This is a genomic window from Virgibacillus senegalensis (genome assembly GCF_000821245.2).
Lineage (GTDB): Bacteria > Bacillota > Bacilli > Bacillales > Amphibacillaceae > Sediminibacillus > Sediminibacillus senegalensis.
In genome coordinates this window covers 912,447-928,020 of sequence record NZ_LN611425.1, presented here as the reverse complement: position 1 = coordinate 928,020, position 15,574 = coordinate 912,447, and the positions used below count along the sequence as shown (strand labels likewise).

The 15,574-nt window shown below is 43.4% G+C and carries 11 protein-coding genes; 8 read left to right on the top strand and 3 right to left on the bottom strand.

Going from position 1 to position 15,574, the window contains the following annotated elements; genetic code table 11:
* Positions 1 to 70: 70 nt before the first annotated feature.
* The gene (locus BN1067_RS15455; protein ID WP_053219725.1) at positions 71 to 499 is read left to right on the top strand and encodes a hypothetical protein; all 429 of its coding nucleotides are present in this window, start codon (positions 71 to 73) and stop codon (positions 497 to 499) included.
* A 110-nt stretch (positions 500 to 609) separates the two neighbouring features.
* Here BN1067_RS15455 and BN1067_RS15450 read toward each other — a convergent pair whose 3' ends face one another.
* The 3 genes from BN1067_RS15450 to BN1067_RS15440 all read right to left on the bottom strand — a co-directional run bounded on the left by BN1067_RS15450 (position 610) and on the right by BN1067_RS15440 (position 5,907).
* Positions 610 to 2,322, bottom strand: coding sequence for a DNA-binding protein (locus BN1067_RS15450; protein WP_053219724.1), 1,713 nt, complete (start codon positions 2,320 to 2,322; stop codon positions 610 to 612).
* A 590-nt stretch (positions 2,323 to 2,912) separates the two neighbouring features.
* Positions 2,913 to 4,040 (bottom strand): Rqc2 family fibronectin-binding protein, encoded by a 1,128-nt coding sequence (locus BN1067_RS15445; protein WP_053219723.1) that lies wholly within the window; start codon positions 4,038 to 4,040, stop codon positions 2,913 to 2,915.
* Between the two features lie 151 nt (positions 4,041 to 4,191).
* On the bottom strand, positions 4,192 to 5,907 hold the full coding sequence (locus BN1067_RS15440; RefSeq protein WP_053219722.1) for an Rqc2 family fibronectin-binding protein: 1,716 nt from the start codon (positions 5,905 to 5,907) through the stop codon (positions 4,192 to 4,194).
* An 88-nt stretch (positions 5,908 to 5,995) separates the two neighbouring features.
* Here BN1067_RS15440 and BN1067_RS15435 point away from each other — a divergent pair, with 88 nt between their 5' ends.
* The 7 genes from BN1067_RS15435 to priA all read left to right on the top strand — a co-directional run bounded on the left by BN1067_RS15435 (position 5,996) and on the right by priA (position 15,563).
* On the top strand, positions 5,996 to 8,641 hold the full coding sequence (locus BN1067_RS15435) for a calcium-translocating P-type ATPase, PMCA-type (protein ID WP_053219721.1): 2,646 nt from the start codon (positions 5,996 to 5,998) through the stop codon (positions 8,639 to 8,641).
* Between the two features lie 861 nt (positions 8,642 to 9,502).
* Positions 9,503 to 10,480 carry a YicC/YloC family endoribonuclease gene (locus tag BN1067_RS15425; protein WP_234400715.1) on the top strand — a complete coding sequence of 326 codons (978 nt, stop codon included), beginning with the start codon at positions 9,503 to 9,505 and terminating at the stop codon, positions 10,478 to 10,480.
* A gap of 86 nt (positions 10,481 to 10,566) precedes the next feature.
* Positions 10,567 to 10,827, top strand: coding sequence for an extracellular matrix/biofilm regulator RemA (gene remA, locus BN1067_RS15420; protein WP_026570417.1), 261 nt, complete (start codon positions 10,567 to 10,569; stop codon positions 10,825 to 10,827).
* Between the two features lie 15 nt (positions 10,828 to 10,842).
* A complete protein-coding gene (gmk, locus tag BN1067_RS15415; RefSeq protein WP_053219719.1) occupies positions 10,843 to 11,463 on the top strand; it encodes a guanylate kinase in 621 nt (206 codons plus the stop codon).
* Positions 11,460 to 11,663: a DNA-directed RNA polymerase subunit omega gene (gene rpoZ, locus BN1067_RS15410; RefSeq protein ID WP_110943516.1), complete on the top strand. Its 204-nt coding sequence runs from the start codon at positions 11,460 to 11,462 to the stop codon at positions 11,661 to 11,663. Before gmk ends, rpoZ begins: the two co-directional genes overlap by 4 nt.
* A gap of 280 nt (positions 11,664 to 11,943) precedes the next feature.
* A complete protein-coding gene (coaBC, locus tag BN1067_RS15405; RefSeq protein WP_053219718.1) occupies positions 11,944 to 13,158 on the top strand; it encodes a bifunctional phosphopantothenoylcysteine decarboxylase/phosphopantothenate--cysteine ligase CoaBC in 1,215 nt (404 codons plus the stop codon).
* On the top strand, positions 13,155 to 15,563 hold the full coding sequence (priA, locus tag BN1067_RS15400) for a primosomal protein N' (protein WP_053219717.1): 2,409 nt from the start codon (positions 13,155 to 13,157) through the stop codon (positions 15,561 to 15,563). The genes coaBC and priA overlap by 4 nt, the downstream gene beginning before the upstream one ends.
* Positions 15,564 to 15,574 lie beyond the last annotated feature (11 nt).

Sequence of the window (15,574 nt, the reverse complement as noted above, 5' to 3'; positions counted from 1 at the left end):
AGTTAGGTGGTACATGTATTAATGAAATGGAGAAAAAAGTCCACCAAAGTCTACAAAAGGAGTGACAGATATGCAAAACCAACAACAAAACGGAAATAAACTAATCGTAGGTATGGCTGCTGGTGCATTGGCAGGTGCTGCCTTGGCAATGCTAAACTCCAATACACGGTCCAATGTGAAACAAAATGTGAGCGGAATGAAAGAGTCGATGACCAGTCTCGCAAGCGATGTAAAAGAAAATCCGAGAGAAACAAAGGATCAGCTGATGGAAAGGGTAAAAGCAGCCAGCGATGTACTAAAGGATGCTGCCAACAATGTCCAGGAGCTTTATAATAAAGTCAACGGGGATTTTAAAAATGAACTGAAAGACGTACAAAACGATACCCAAGAGGCTGTATCAACTGCTAAAGAGGTAGGCAGCAAAGTCAAGGATGCGAAAGAACAGTTGGTAAACGGTTCTGGTTCTTCCGAATCAAGCCAATATAGTCAACCTCATTAAGTATCGAAAAAGAATAGCGCCCGCGGTTCTGATAGGGAACCATGGGCGCTTTTTATGTGGAGGCAGCCATCTAAACATTTTAGAAAAGTTTGTTAACATAGGGTTTCTATTTAATTTTTTTCAAGGGATGCAATCGCAATTTGTTCCACGGTTCCGATCCCGTTATCACGGATTTTCACTTCCATTTCGACTCTGTCACCCTGCTGTAAGAAGATGGCAAGCGGTGCTTTACTGGCATTCACGGTGTAAATCGTCGTGTCATCATTCAATATAAATTGAACAGACTGTCCTGAAGATGTGGAGGTAACCAATGAACGATTCACCTCGCCACTTATTGTCTCTAATTCGACATCTTCGCTAGCTTCTGGGTTACTAGTCTCTTGTGCCAACTGCATGCGGTAGGCTGCCAAGGTCTCCTGGGCGGTTTCTCCGAATACGACAAAGTCGGAATCATTAGCTTTGATATAGGCGTATTGCTTGAACAGTCCATTTGGATCCAATACATTCACGATCCAAGTTGGATTCCCGTCGACATTGTACAAAATAGGCATAGATCCTTCCCAATTCTTTTCAGGAAATTCTTTGTTTACGATTTGTTTAGCCCCTTTACTATCCATGATACCGTTATTGTTCTTGCCATTATAATAGGTCAACTCTGCAGTCCTCGCATTAATAAGTGTATAACCTAAAGCAGAGTCGATATTTTCCTTAGGAGAGGCCATATCCGTAAAGTAATACATTTCCCCTTTATTGTCGAAAATAGGTGTGACGATATTTTCTGTCCCGGATTCATTCGGTATTTTGACATCCTTTTTCCCGAATAAGGCATTTAACCATCCATGTACATATTTACCAAAATAATTGTTCTGTTTACCAGCCATTTCTGAGCTGACAGGACTATCGATGAAGGCTGGTGCTTCTTTAGGATCATAGATTTGCAAATCTCCGGATACCGGGTCGACTACTGCTACTTTTAATTGATCCATATCTGGTTTGTTCGTTAGCTTGATCGGTTTATACAAGGTTTGAATATACCAAGGCTTTCCTTCATCATCCACCTCAATCTGTGCTTCGCCACTCTGCACATAATTGGGATGTTCATTATAAATGGTCCGCTGTACGTTATGGTTAAAATAGCTTGAATTGGTGTATTGCATTTTACTTTGGACGAATTCAGGCTCCGCGTTTATATCGGCGGCTGGAATGGTGAAAAAGCCCTCTGTCTCTTTTCCGCGAAGATATTTCCAAAGGCCGGTGAATTCGACAGGTGCAACATACATAATTTCATTATCTATTTTTTGCACTTGCAACTTACCTAAATCATAGAACTGAGTGTTCGGGACAACACTCATTGCTTTTTGTACTTTATTACGAGCGGATTCCGGTGAAACAGTAACAGGCGTATCCTCTTCATCAAATGGTTCTGCTTCTCCAGACTCTTGTTTGGCAATCGATTGATAAGAGTTATCGAGTGCTGCCAAGCCAATAAAAAAGCTGACTGGAAGAGCCAGTATCACAAGAATGATTAAAAATCCGGATGCGGACCGGTGAGGCTTTTTATAGGAAAAAGGCATGCCGATTTTGTAATAGAGAAGTGGAACAAGCACCAGACAAACGATAAAGTTCTCGACTAAAAGGTTTGGTACTGTCAGTGCCGGCAATGCAAGGTAATTGAAAAGGCCGCATAGAACAAAGCCTGCAAGGAAAATAATAATCCAGTTTAGAATCATCCCTGGTGTCTTCTTTTTTCTTATGAGGGCTAATGCGCTAAATAAGAAAAATAAAGGAAAGGATAAAATAGTTGCCAGTAGTATTCCCATCATGTAAATTCTCCTAACTATTAATCTTGATAATTGCTGCAGCTTATCTATCTTTACGGATAAGACGAGGGTTATGTTTCATTTTTTAAGTAAATATAATTAGCGGAAGTCATGGCATAGGGCAGGAATTTGATTGATATAAACCCCTTCAAGAATTAGATAAACTTTCTGTTTTATGAGAAGTACCTTACAACGCTACGGCAAGATACTACGCTTTCCACGGGCACGGCTTCAACTTCCTCAGAAAGCACCAAACGCTTTCTTGCGGGATTTTCAGCTCGTGCTGTTCCCGTAGGAGTCTCCGTATCTTGCCTTCGCTAAGTAAGATACTCTGATCAAAGAGGAAAGGATACAATTTTAACAAAGCTGTTTTCATAGAGTGGATAACCAAAACCAAACGTTTAATGTTTCTAATTTTCTCTTTAAATGAACGGGGGTCAACACGTCACATCTTTAAGTTGAAGATTCACAATAGAAAAACCGAACGAGTTCGAGTGCTTAATCGGTGGCTTTCCCAAAAGTGGGGGCCATTGATATCGACTCATCGTTCGGTTTCTGCTTTGGTCACTATGCTGTTTTCCCGGACATGTAACTTACTGCGGTTTTTTCTTTAATTTTTCAATTAAATCAGCTTCAGGCGTCACAAACAACGTTTTCTGATTATCATACGTGACGTATCCCGGTTTGGCTCCATTCGGCTTTTTAACATGACGAATCAATGTATAATCTACCGGAACAGACGAAGAATTCTTTGATTTGCTGAAGTTTGCAGCCAGTTGTGCTGCCTCATACAACGTTTGTTCGCTTGGATTGCGATCCCGGATGACTACATGGGAACCGGGAATATCCTTTGTGTGAAGCCAAATGTCATCCCGTGCTGCCAAACGGTTGGTCAAGTATTCGTTTTGTTTGTTGTTCTTCCCGACAAGAAGCAGGGTGCCATCGGTCGCGTAGAACTGCTCGGGATCCGGTTTTGCCGGTTTGTTGTTCTTTTTTCGTTGGGCCGGCTTTGTTTTTAAATAACCTTCTTCCCGAAGTTCCTGCCGTATTTCTTCAATATCCTGTTCTCTCGCACCTTCAATTTGCTGAATAAGATCATCCAAATAGTTTATTTCCTTCTCTGCTTTAGAAATTTCTTCGATAACTACTTGTTTCGATTTTTTTAATTTTTGATAGGTTTTAAAGAAACTCTGGGCATTTTCACTCGGTGTTTTATTGGCATTCAACTCAATGGTAATTTGCTTTTGCTCCGGGTCATAATAATCTATTACTTCTACTTTTCTGTCACCTGTTTTTACCAAGTGCATATTAGCCGTCAGCAATTCACCAAGCCGCTGATACTTATCGGCTTGTTCGGCCTTTTTCAACGTTTGCTCGTGTTTTTTGATTTTACGGATATTTTTGTCCCGTTCATTTTTTAAGAAGCGCGAAAGGTCTCCGGACTGTTGCTTCACACGATCCCGTTCCGCTTTGCCGGAATAATAGGTATCGAGCATTTGACTCACGGAATCATAGTTGACAGGTTTACCGGCTTTTGAATCAAGCGGCAACACATAAAAGTCCTCTTTGTTTTCCCGATAAATTCCGGGTTGATAATCGTGTTCCAGAAGGTTGGTCTGTATTTCTGTAAAAGCCTGGAGAAAAGCATCGCTTCCACCGAGCCCTGCCCGATGAACGATTTCTTTGGCGATTACCGGAGAAAAACCCATGAATTGATTCACGANTCACATCTTTAAGTTGAAGATTCACAATAGAAAAACCGAACGAGTTCGAGTGCTTAATCGGTGGCTTTCCCAAAAGTGGGGGCCATTGATATCGACTCATCGTTCGGTTTCTGCTTTGGTCACTATGCTGTTTTCCCGGACATGTAACTTACTGCGGTTTTTTCTTTAATTTTTCAATTAAATCAGCTTCAGGCGTCACAAACAACGTTTTCTGATTATCATACGTGACGTATCCCGGTTTGGCTCCATTCGGCTTTTTAACATGACGAATCAATGTATAATCTACCGGAACAGACGAAGAATTCTTTGATTTGCTGAAGTTTGCAGCCAGTTGTGCTGCCTCATACAACGTTTGTTCGCTTGGATTGCGATCCCGGATGACTACATGGGAACCGGGAATATCCTTTGTGTGAAGCCAAATGTCATCCCGTGCTGCCAAACGGTTGGTCAAGTATTCGTTTTGTTTGTTGTTCTTCCCGACAAGAAGCAGGGTGCCATCGGTCGCGTAGAACTGCTCGGGATCCGGTTTTGCCGGTTTGTTGTTCTTTTTTCGTTGGGCCGGCTTTGTTTTTAAATAACCTTCTTCCCGAAGTTCCTGCCGTATTTCTTCAATATCCTGTTCTCTCGCACCTTCAATTTGCTGAATAAGATCATCCAAATAGTTTATTTCCTTCTCTGCTTTAGAAATTTCTTCGATAACTACTTGTTTCGATTTTTTTAATTTTTGATAGGTTTTAAAGAAACTCTGGGCATTTTCACTCGGTGTTTTATTGGCATTCAACTCAATGGTAATTTGCTTTTGCTCCGGGTCATAATAATCTATTACTTCTACTTTTCTGTCACCTGTTTTTACCAAGTGCATATTAGCCGTCAGCAATTCACCAAGCCGCTGATACTTATCGGCTTGTTCGGCCTTTTTCAACGTTTGCTCGTGTTTTTTGATTTTACGGATATTTTTGTCCCGTTCATTTTTTAAGAAGCGCGAAAGGTCTCCGGACTGTTGCTTCACACGATCCCGTTCCGCTTTGCCGGAATAATAGGTATCGAGCATTTGACTCACGGAATCATAGTTGACAGGTTTACCGGCTTTTGAATCAAGCGGCAACACATAAAAGTCCTCTTTGTTTTCCCGATAAATTCCGGGTTGATAATCGTGTTCCAGAAGGTTGGTCTGTATTTCTGTAAAAGCCTGGAGAAAAGCATCGCTTCCACCGAGCCCTGCCCGATGAACGATTTCTTTGGCGATTACCGGAGAAAAACCCATGAATTGATTCACGATTTGCTGGTCCAGTTTGCCGGCATTAAAATCGAGCTTCCGTACAAACTCCTCTTTATCGAGTTTTAGAGGGTTGGTTTTACCATGGTCAGGAGGAAGTTTGTAGACACTTCCAGGCATGATCGTCCTGTAACGGTTTTGTGCAGGCGGTACATGCTTGATACTGTCCTGAATGGTTTCTTTTTGTCTGTCGATCAACAGAATATTACTGTGTTTTCCCATTACTTCCATAATCAGCGATTTCTCGGTTTCATCACCGATTTCATTTTTTCCTCTAAAATGAAGCATGACGATTCGTTCATTTTCATATTGGACGATTTCCTGTAAAAAACCTCCAGATAAATGCTTTCTTAACAGCATGCAGAACATCGGTGGCGTTTTGGGATTCTCGTATATATCTTCCGTCAAATGAAATCGTGCATAACTTGGGTGGGCGGACAACAGCAATGACTTGTTGCTTCCGTTACTTCTGATTGTCAAAATCAGTTCTGTTTCAGTTGGTTGATAAATTTTTAGTAGCCGCCCTGCTGCCAGTTCTTTGTGTAATTCATGTACCGCAGCCCGGGTGACTATTCCATCAAAAGCCATGGAATCACCTCGTTCGTAATTATAGCATTTTTTAGGACGAGTCTGAATACATATACAACAGACAGACTAGGATTTGGAGGAATGCGATGTGAAATGGTACCAATTAAAATCGGAGGAAACAGCACAAAAACTAGGAGTCGATCTAGAAAAGGGACTTTCAAATGCGGATGCGGAAAATAGAAGGAAAAAAATGGGCGCCAATGTCCTGGAGGATGGAAAACAGACACCTCTGTGGCTTGTATTCCTGAAACAGTTTCAGGATTTCATGGTGCTCGTCTTATTAGCTGCTACACTCGTTTCCGGCATGCTCGGAGAATATATCGATGCGATCGCCATCATGGTTATTGTCTTGATCAATGGTTTTATTGGATTCTTCCAGGAACAACGTGCAGAGAAATCACTTGCCAAACTGAAAGAACTTTCGGCTCCGCTTGCCCATGTGAAAAGAGAAGGTGAGTGGATCAAGATACCTTCCAAAGAGATTGTAGTCGGAGATTACATTAAAATATCCAGCGGAGACAGGGTGCCGGCGGATGTCCGGTTGACGAAGATGTCAAGTTTGGAAATGGAGGAATCTGCTTTAACAGGAGAATCATTACCTGTAGCAAAAGCAACCGCTGCTATGGGGAAGGGCCATTTGGAGCCGCAGGACCAGAAAAATATGCTGTTTATGGGGACACTGGCAAGCAGAGGAACTGGAGAGGGCATCGTCGTTGCAACGGGAATGAATACTGCCGTGGGCCAAATCGCTTCCTTGTTGGTAAAAACGGAACAGATGGCGACTCCATTAGAGAAGAAATTGGCAGAACTCGGGAAAATACTAATTATCATCGCCCTTTTATTAACCCTTTTTGTTGTTGTAATTGGAGTTTATCAGGGCCATCCGCTATATCAAATGTTTTTAGCCGGCGTTTCATTGGCAGTAGCTGCTATTCCGGAAGGACTTCCGGCAATCGTAACGGTGGCATTGTCCTTGGGAGTCCAACGGATGATCAAACGGAAAGCAATCGTGAGGAAGCTATCCGCTGTGGAAACACTAGGCAGTGCATCGGTGATATGCTCTGATAAAACCGGAACGATGACAGAAAACCAAATGACGGTAAAAGAAATATATATGCCTGGTAAATGGTATCACGTCACCGGTGAAGGGTATGACACCAATGGTGCTTTTTTCGAAGGCAAAAAAGAAGTACTCCCGGACCAGCTCCGTTCCATGATGCTTTTTGGAACCATTTGCAATCATGCCTCGCTAGTGGACAAAAAAGGAAAATGGACAGTGGATGGCGACCCGACAGAAGGGGCAATCCTGGTGGCTTCACGCAAAGCCGGGGTGACAAAGGAGGCAGCCGCCTCCTTTAAAATCATTAAAGAAATTCCTTTTGACTCAGATAGAAAACGGATGACAGTCCTGGTCGAGGATGAGAAGCAAAACCGATTTGCCATAACAAAAGGAGCACCCGACGTGTTATTGGAAAGGACTGCATTTATTGTAGATGGGCAGCGAAGAGCAATGAAGGCGGCAGACCGTTCCGCCTTCGAACAGGCAGTATCGAGAATGGCGGGAAATGCACTGCGAACGATTGCCATTGGTGTGAAATCTGTTCCATCTGACCAGATTCCCGACGATTTCAGCCTTGAAAAAGATTTAACCTTGCTCGGTATTACAGGGATGATTGACCCTCCACGCAAGGAAGTAAAAGGGGCAATAGCCGAGTGCCGGCAAGCTGGTATAAAAACAGTGATGATTACAGGCGATCATGCTCTAACCGCCAGAGCGATAGCCAGGGATTTGGAGCTTTTACCCGAAGATGGACTGGTGCTGGAAGGGAGCCAGCTCAGTACGATGAATGAAAAGCAGTTAAGCGAGGTTATTGATGATGTTTACGTGTTTGCAAGGGTAACACCGGAGCATAAATTGAAAATTGTCAAAGCCTTTCAGAAAAAGGGACATGTCGTAGCAATGACTGGTGACGGAGTAAACGATGCACCAGCCATCAAGGCTAGCGATATTGGCATTAGCATGGGCAATAGCGGGACAGATGTAGCAAAAGAAGCATCCTCTCTAGTATTGCTGGACGACAATTTTGCAACCATTAAGTCTGCCATCAAAGAAGGACGAAATATATACGAAAATATTCGGAAGTTTATCCGTTATTTACTCGCTTCCAACGTAGGTGAAATTCTCGTCATGCTTTTTGCGATGCTGCTCGCTTTACCGCTGCCTCTAATTCCTGTTCAGATTCTTTGGGTCAACCTGGTTACAGATGGTCTGCCGGCAATGGCGCTCGGACTTGACCAGCCAGAGCAGGACGTCATGCGCCGGAAGCCGCGAAGCCCTAAGGAAGGAATATTTTCTCGTGGGCTTGGTTTTAAAATTATCAGCCGTGGGCTATTGATTGGTCTGGTGACGCTCGTTGCGTTTATGACTGCCTACCAGGACAACCCTGACAACCTCCGATATGCCCAGACGATGGCTTTTACGACATTGGTGATGGCTCAATTGATTCATGTATTTGATTGCCGGTCAGAGCGCTCCGTATTTTCCAGGAATCCCTTTCAAAACCTCTATCTGGTCGGAGCTGTTATCTCTTCGATGTTGTTATTGCTAGTTGTACTTTATGTAGATCCACTGCAGGAAGTTTTTCACACGATGGACTTGTTGTTAAAAGATTGGGTGCTGATCATTGCGCTCTCCGCAATTCCGACAGTACTTTTCGGTTTCACAAAAAAATAAAGTGTATGCGAAAGAAACAAAGGGACTTTGACAAATGCATCGTGACCAATATAAGAGCCGGACGTTCACCAATTCGTTCGGTTTTTTTGGTAGAAGGTAGACCGTTCTAGCATTCACTTTTAAAAAGAGCAACGCTCCACTCCGGCAAGGTACTTCGCTTTTCGCGGGCACGGCTTCAGCTAACTTGGCAAAGAAGAATGCTTTGCCAAGTGGATCTTCAGCTCGCGTTCATCCCCCCGCGGGAGTTTGTGTACCTTGCCTCTGTTCGTTGGAGATACTTTCTTTTCTGGCATGATTTCCGTGTTGTCATTGAAGTTAAGGGTAGAAAGTGAAGCCGCATAAAAACAAGGAGTACTTCTTTATCCATTTTATACTGTTGGTCAGCCCCTTTATATTTCGAATAATAAGGGTCCCCTATATGCTGCCTTTACGTCTTCGACACTGTTTGGGATCCCAATCAGCAATAGAAGAATACGGTTCTATTCAACTTGTCTTGTTGATGGAAATTAGACAACGAAAACGTAACGAAGGCAAGATACGGAGACTCCTAAGGGAACAGCACGAGCTGAAAATCCCGCAAGAAAGCGTTTGGTGCTTTCTGAGGAAGTTGAAGCCGTGCCCGTCCGAAAGCGTAGTGTCTTGCAGTAGCGATACGAAGCACGCATCAAACAACAGGATAAAAGAAAGTCTATCTAAGGAACAAAAAAACGGAATTAAGTTGGATTGGTAGTTTTAATTCGTACGTTATTTACTTTGGTGCTTTTCTTTTGTCCTGGCTTCTTTGTTGTATGGCCAGATTCGATCTGATAAGGAAAATGTCCAGCCTATTCTCAGTGATTAATAGGTTAGATGATAGGCAGAATGATAAAATTTTGTTATGATAAAGTATGGTTGATTGCAGTGGTTGGAAAAAAAGAATCTTACGAAACGGATTCAGTTTTAGCAAAAAGGCGTGATATCATGGTTCGGAGTATGACAGGCTATGGCAGAAAGGTATGTGCCATTGATCGAATGGATATTACTGTAGAAATAAGGAGTGTCAATCACCGTTTTTTAGATATTTCAGCTAAAATCCCGCAGACCATTTTATACTTGGAAGAGGAAATAAAGCAGAAAATCAAGGAATATTTCAACAGGGGGCGCGTAGAAGTTCACATCCATCTAGAGGGGGGCGCATTGGTTAGCAGAAACCTCGTAGTTGATTGGAAATTGATGGATCAATACATAGAGCACTTACGAACCATAAAGGATACATATCATCTGGCTGGTGAAATCCCCCTTGAAATGGCGACCGGGATTTCTGATTTGTTCCAAGTCGAAGAAGTGGGACAGGAGTTCGACGGATTGTCCGAATCGCTTCTCGAAACCGTACAAGGTGCCTGCAGCCAGGCATATCAAATGCGAGAGAAGGAGGGCGGTGAATTAGCTAAAGATTTGCTGTCCAGGGTTGAAAACATTGAAAAGCTTTCAAAATGGTTGGGAGAACGACGAGATATTGTTATAATGGAGTATCGAGATAGAATAATCAATCGGATTCAAGACTATTTGCAAGGTGAAATCAAGGAAGATGCGAGAATTATCCAAGAGGCTGCTTTACTCGCAGAGAAGGGCGACATAACGGAGGAGGTAACCAGGCTCTTAAGTCATGTGAACCAATTCAGACATACGCTTCTTCAGCAAAGTTCGGTTGGCAGGAAACTAGATTTTATCGTTCAGGAGATGCACCGGGAAACGAATACGATTGGTTCTAAATCGAACGATATACAGATTAGCGAGAAGGTCGTCGATTTAAAAAGCGAAATAGAAAAAATCAAAGAGCAGGTTCAAAACATTGAATAATGTTTCAGCCGATTGTATAAGGTTCCATTTACGGTAATGAAAAATAGTGAGACTGGGCAGAGAACCTGGAAAAGGGGGAATACATGGTGAGCTTGCGATTGATAAATATAGGATTTGGCAATGTGGTTTCGGCCAATCGGATTATTTCGATTGTTTCGCCGGAATCCGCTCCAATCAAGAGAATCATAACAGTAGCACGAGATAATAATAAATTGGTGGACGCCACGTATGGTCGACGTACAAGGGCAGTCATTATAACGGACAGTGATCATGTCGTGTTATCAGCTGTCCAGCCGGAAACAGTTGGACAACGGGTGATCAGTAATGATGAGATTTCGGATGAATAGCTAGGAGGAAGCATTTTGATCAAAGAGAAAGGGATATTATTTATTTTGTCAGGACCTTCGGGTGTTGGAAAAGGGACTGTAAGAAAGGCTTTGTTCGAAAAAGATACGGAATTGAAATACTCTATTTCCATGACTACTCGAGGTAAACGTGAAGGAGAAGTCGATGGTGTCGATTATTTCTATAAAACGAGGGATGAATTCGAGGAGTTAATAAACGGCAACCGCTTGCTGGAGTATGCAGAGTATGTCGGGAATTATTATGGCACGCCTCGTGATTATGTGGAAGAGACGCTGGATTCTGGGAAAGATGTGTTTTTGGAAATCGAGGTCCAGGGAGCACTTCAGGTTAAGAAAAATTTCCCGCAAGGTGTGTTCATCTTTTTGTTTCCACCAAGCCTGCAAGAACTTGCGAACAGAATCATCAATAGGGGAACGGAGACAGAGGATATTGTGAACAACAGATTGACAGAAGCCAAAAAAGAAATTGAAATGATGGATGCTTATGACTATGTTGTCGTAAATGATCAAATAGACAAAGCTGTCGATAAAATACAATCAATCGTAAAGAGTGAACATTGTAAACGCGACCGAGTCGCAAAACAATATAAAAAAGTACTGGAGGCTGAACTGGGATGATGTTAGAACCGTCTATCGACGCACTGCAAGAGAAAATCAACTCGAAATATACGTTGGTGACACTTTCTGCTCGGCGAGCCCGTCAAATGCAGGAAACAAAAAGTTATTTGGTAGAAAAGCCGAAATCAAACAAGTATGTAGGTATCGCCCTGGAAGAAATCCAGAATGAAAAACTTACATTCAGCCGGGACGAAGAGTAGATAGTTCACGGTTTCGGTTATGATATTTTTCCCCGTGAAGAGGAAACCATTATCCGCCCTTGCTGCCTTCCAGCTGCAAGGGCTTCCTTTTGTTAACGAGGCGGTTTCCGATGGGTATCCGTATTGGCCATTCGGAGAGAATACACAGTAACCAATTTGCTTGACTGCAATCTGGCCGGATATTCGTATTATGGCTTTACAATTATCAAAAAAATATAGCTGATCGATGCAGAAATAGCAAAATGTTGCAGCAGTTTGTTGCATGAAAGGGGAGAATAATATGGTTAACGGCAAGAAAATCGTCTTGGGAGTAACAGGTGGCATTGCTGCTTATAAGGCTTGCACACTGACAAGCAGGTTGACGCAGGCTGGAGCCGACGTGAAGGTAGTGATGACGGAAAGTGCAGCCAAGTTTGTATCACCTTTGACGTTCCAGGCACTTTCACGGAACCCCGTTTTTACAGACACATTTGATGAAAAAGATCCCGCAAAGATAGCCCATATAGACCTTGCTGATTGGGCCGATCTTGTTTTGATAGCGCCTGCGACAGCAAATATCATTGGAAAAATGGCGAACGGGTTGGCGGATGATATGTTGTCCACGATGCTACTGGCAACCCAGGCTCCTGTCTATATCGCTCCTGCCATGAATGTCCATATGTATGCTCATCCTGCAGTAATAGAAAATATGAAAACTTTGGAAGGATGGAGGTACCGTTTTATAGAACCTGGAAATGGATTGCTTGCCTGTGGTTATGTTGGCAAGGGACGCCTCGAAGAGCCCGAAGCGATAGTCGAAGTCATCAAAGATGACTTGAATAAGCGAGAGACAACTCCCACCTTGAAAGGAAAGCGGGTACTCGTATCTGCAGGACCGACTAAAGAAAAAGTCGATCCGGTTCGCTATTTTACCAACCATTCCAGCGGGAAAATGGGATTTGCCATCGCATCCGAAGCAGCTAAGATGGGGGCGGAAGTGACGCTGGTAACTGGCCCTGTAGGCTTAGAAACTCCTGTTGGTGTCCGGAGGATTGACGTTGAGTCAGCCGAGCAAATGTATCAGGCTATGCTGGAACAATATGAAGGAAAAGATATTGTCATCAAAGCGGCAGCCGTTGCAGATTATCGTCCGGCTTTAACCTATGAAGAAAAAATGAAGAAACAACCAGGTGCCTGGACAGTAGAAATGGAAAGAACGAAAGATATTTTACTAGAATTGGGAAAACGGAAACAGAGTCAATACCTGGTGGGCTTTGCTGCAGAAACAACGGACCCTCTGGAATACGGCCGGAAAAAACTCGAATCGAAAAACCTGGATGCGATCGTCGTCAACAATATAAAAACAACAGGTGCAGGTTTTGGGTCCGATACCAATGCAGTTACGTACATTTCCAAACATGGATTGGAAAAAACGATAGAGCTTGCAGCAAAGACGGAAGTGGCAAAGCAATTGTTGGTATTGATCGGGTCGACCATGAAGGATGAGAGCCGGTGAATATTGCCAAAGTAGTGGTAGATGTACCTGCAAGTCAAACCAATCGTTTATTCGATTATCTGGTCCCCGACCATTTCGTTGGTACTGTTCGTCCCGGAATGCGGGTGATCGTTCCATTTGGCCCTCGTAAAATCATGGGCTTTGTATTGGAACTGACAGATCGTTCAGACTTTGACCGGTTAAAAAATATAAGTGAAGTGATGGATGTTATCCCCGTCCTGACCCCGGAGCTATTGGAGCTTGGAAAATGGATTTCGGAGAAGACACTTAGTTTTTATATTTCCGCCTACCAGGCAATGCTGCCGCAAGTACTAAAAGCGAAATATAAAAAAGAATTGCAGCGGTTGACTGATGATACGTTGCCTGTTGCTTTAGAGGAAATCTTTGCAGGTCGCGATGTTCTTGCCTATGAAGAGTTCGTAGAGCGGCAGGGGAGTCTGGCAGCATTACAAAAAGCGATCCAAGAGGGTTTAATTGAAGCCCGTTATCTGGTTAAGTCAAAAGAAACCAAAAAAACGGAAACCATGATAAAGGCTGAAAAAAGTTCCATGGAATTAGAAGCAGCCATTGCCGAACTTCCTCCACAGGCTTCCAAACAAAAAGAAATACTTTCTTATATGGCGGAGATTTCAGAACCAGTTAGCCAGAAAAAGCTGTGTTCCATTCTGCAAACAACTAGGGCAACCATTAAGCAGTTAATAGCACGTGGTCTGCTGTCCGATTATCAACAGGAAGTATATCGCAATCCGTATGAAGATGAAAACTATCAACGGACGCTCCCATTACAGTTGACGGAAGAACAGGCGGAAGCCATCGCCCCGATAAAAAATGACATAGCCGCCGATAAGCATGATGTGTTTTTACTGCACGGGGTTACTGGGAGCGGAAAAACAGAAGTATATCTGCAGTCCATTCAGAAAGTTATTGACAAGGGACAAGAAGCCATCGTATTAGTGCCGGAAATTGCCCTGACGCCCCAGACGGTCCAGCGGTTCAAGGGACGGTTCGGATCGAATGTGGCCGTCCTGCATAGTGCGCTTTCTGCAGGTGAGAAATTTGATGAGTGGCGGAAAATTCAACGAAAAGAAGTACAGGTCGTGGTCGGAGCGCGCTCTGCCGTATTTGCCCCGTTCGAAAACCTTGGCATCATTATTATCGATGAAGAACACGAAACTAGTTACAAGCAGGAGGATCATCCACGCTACCATGCCAGAGATGTGGCTATTTTCCGCGGAAAGTACCATCACTGTCCGGTAGTGCTAGGCAGTGCTACTCCGTTACTGGAAACTTATGCGAGAGCTCAAAAGGGAGTTTATCAGCTGCTGACGTTAAACAAGCGGATGAATAATGCAAGCATGCCTGCCGTCGATTTGGTAGATATGCGGCAAGAACTGCATGAAGGCAACCGTTCGATGTTTTCAAGACGGCTAAAAGAAGCGATAGAGGACCGGTTGGAGAAAAAAGAGCAAATCGTACTATTTCTCAACAGGCGCGGTTACTCTACTTTTGTTATGTGCCGTGACTGTGGACATGTTGTCGAGTGTCCTCATTGCGACATAGCTTTAACCTATCATCGCAAAAATGAAAGACTGAAATGCCATTATTGTTCTCATGAAGAACCAATGCCCGCTCAATGTCCTTCTTGTCAAAGTGATACAATCCGTTATTTCGGTACAGGGACACAAAAGGTGGAGGAATCACTCACAAAACTCCTACCCCATGCCCGCATCATCCGGATGGATGTGGATACGACCAGGAAAAAAGGGGCGCATGAGAAACTGTTGAATCAGTTCGGCAATGGGGAGGCGGATATCTTGCTGGGTACCCAAATGATTGCCAAGGGGCTGGACTTTGCCAATGTCACACTTGTAGGCGTATTGGCTGCAGACTCTCTCCTCCATCTGCCGGACTTTCGGGCGGCCGAGAAAACATTTCAACTATTAACACAGGTCAGCGGCAGGGCTGGTCGCCATACCCTGCCGGGAGAAGTAGTCGTTCAGACATACACGCCCGAACATTATAGTGTGGAATTGGCGAGTCAATACGATTACCCAAGTTTTTACCAAAAAGAAATGGAAATGCGCAGGGTTTTTCATTATCCACCTTATTTTTTCCTTGCGTTGATTACCGTATCACATCCCAATCAGGCTAAAACGATTGAAGTAACTAAAAAAATCGCTTTATTGCTGAACAATCAGTTGTCACCTCAGACATCGATTTTGGGGCCGACGCCATCGCCTTTGGCAAGGATCAAAGATAGATATCGATATCAATGCATGATAAAATACAGAAATGAACCAGGGCTAGGTAAGTCCATTCGTGAAGTTTTAGCAATGTTTGAAGAAGACATACGACAAAATGAATTATTAATTAATGTAGATATGCAACCATACCAATTAATGTAGAGAGGGGACTT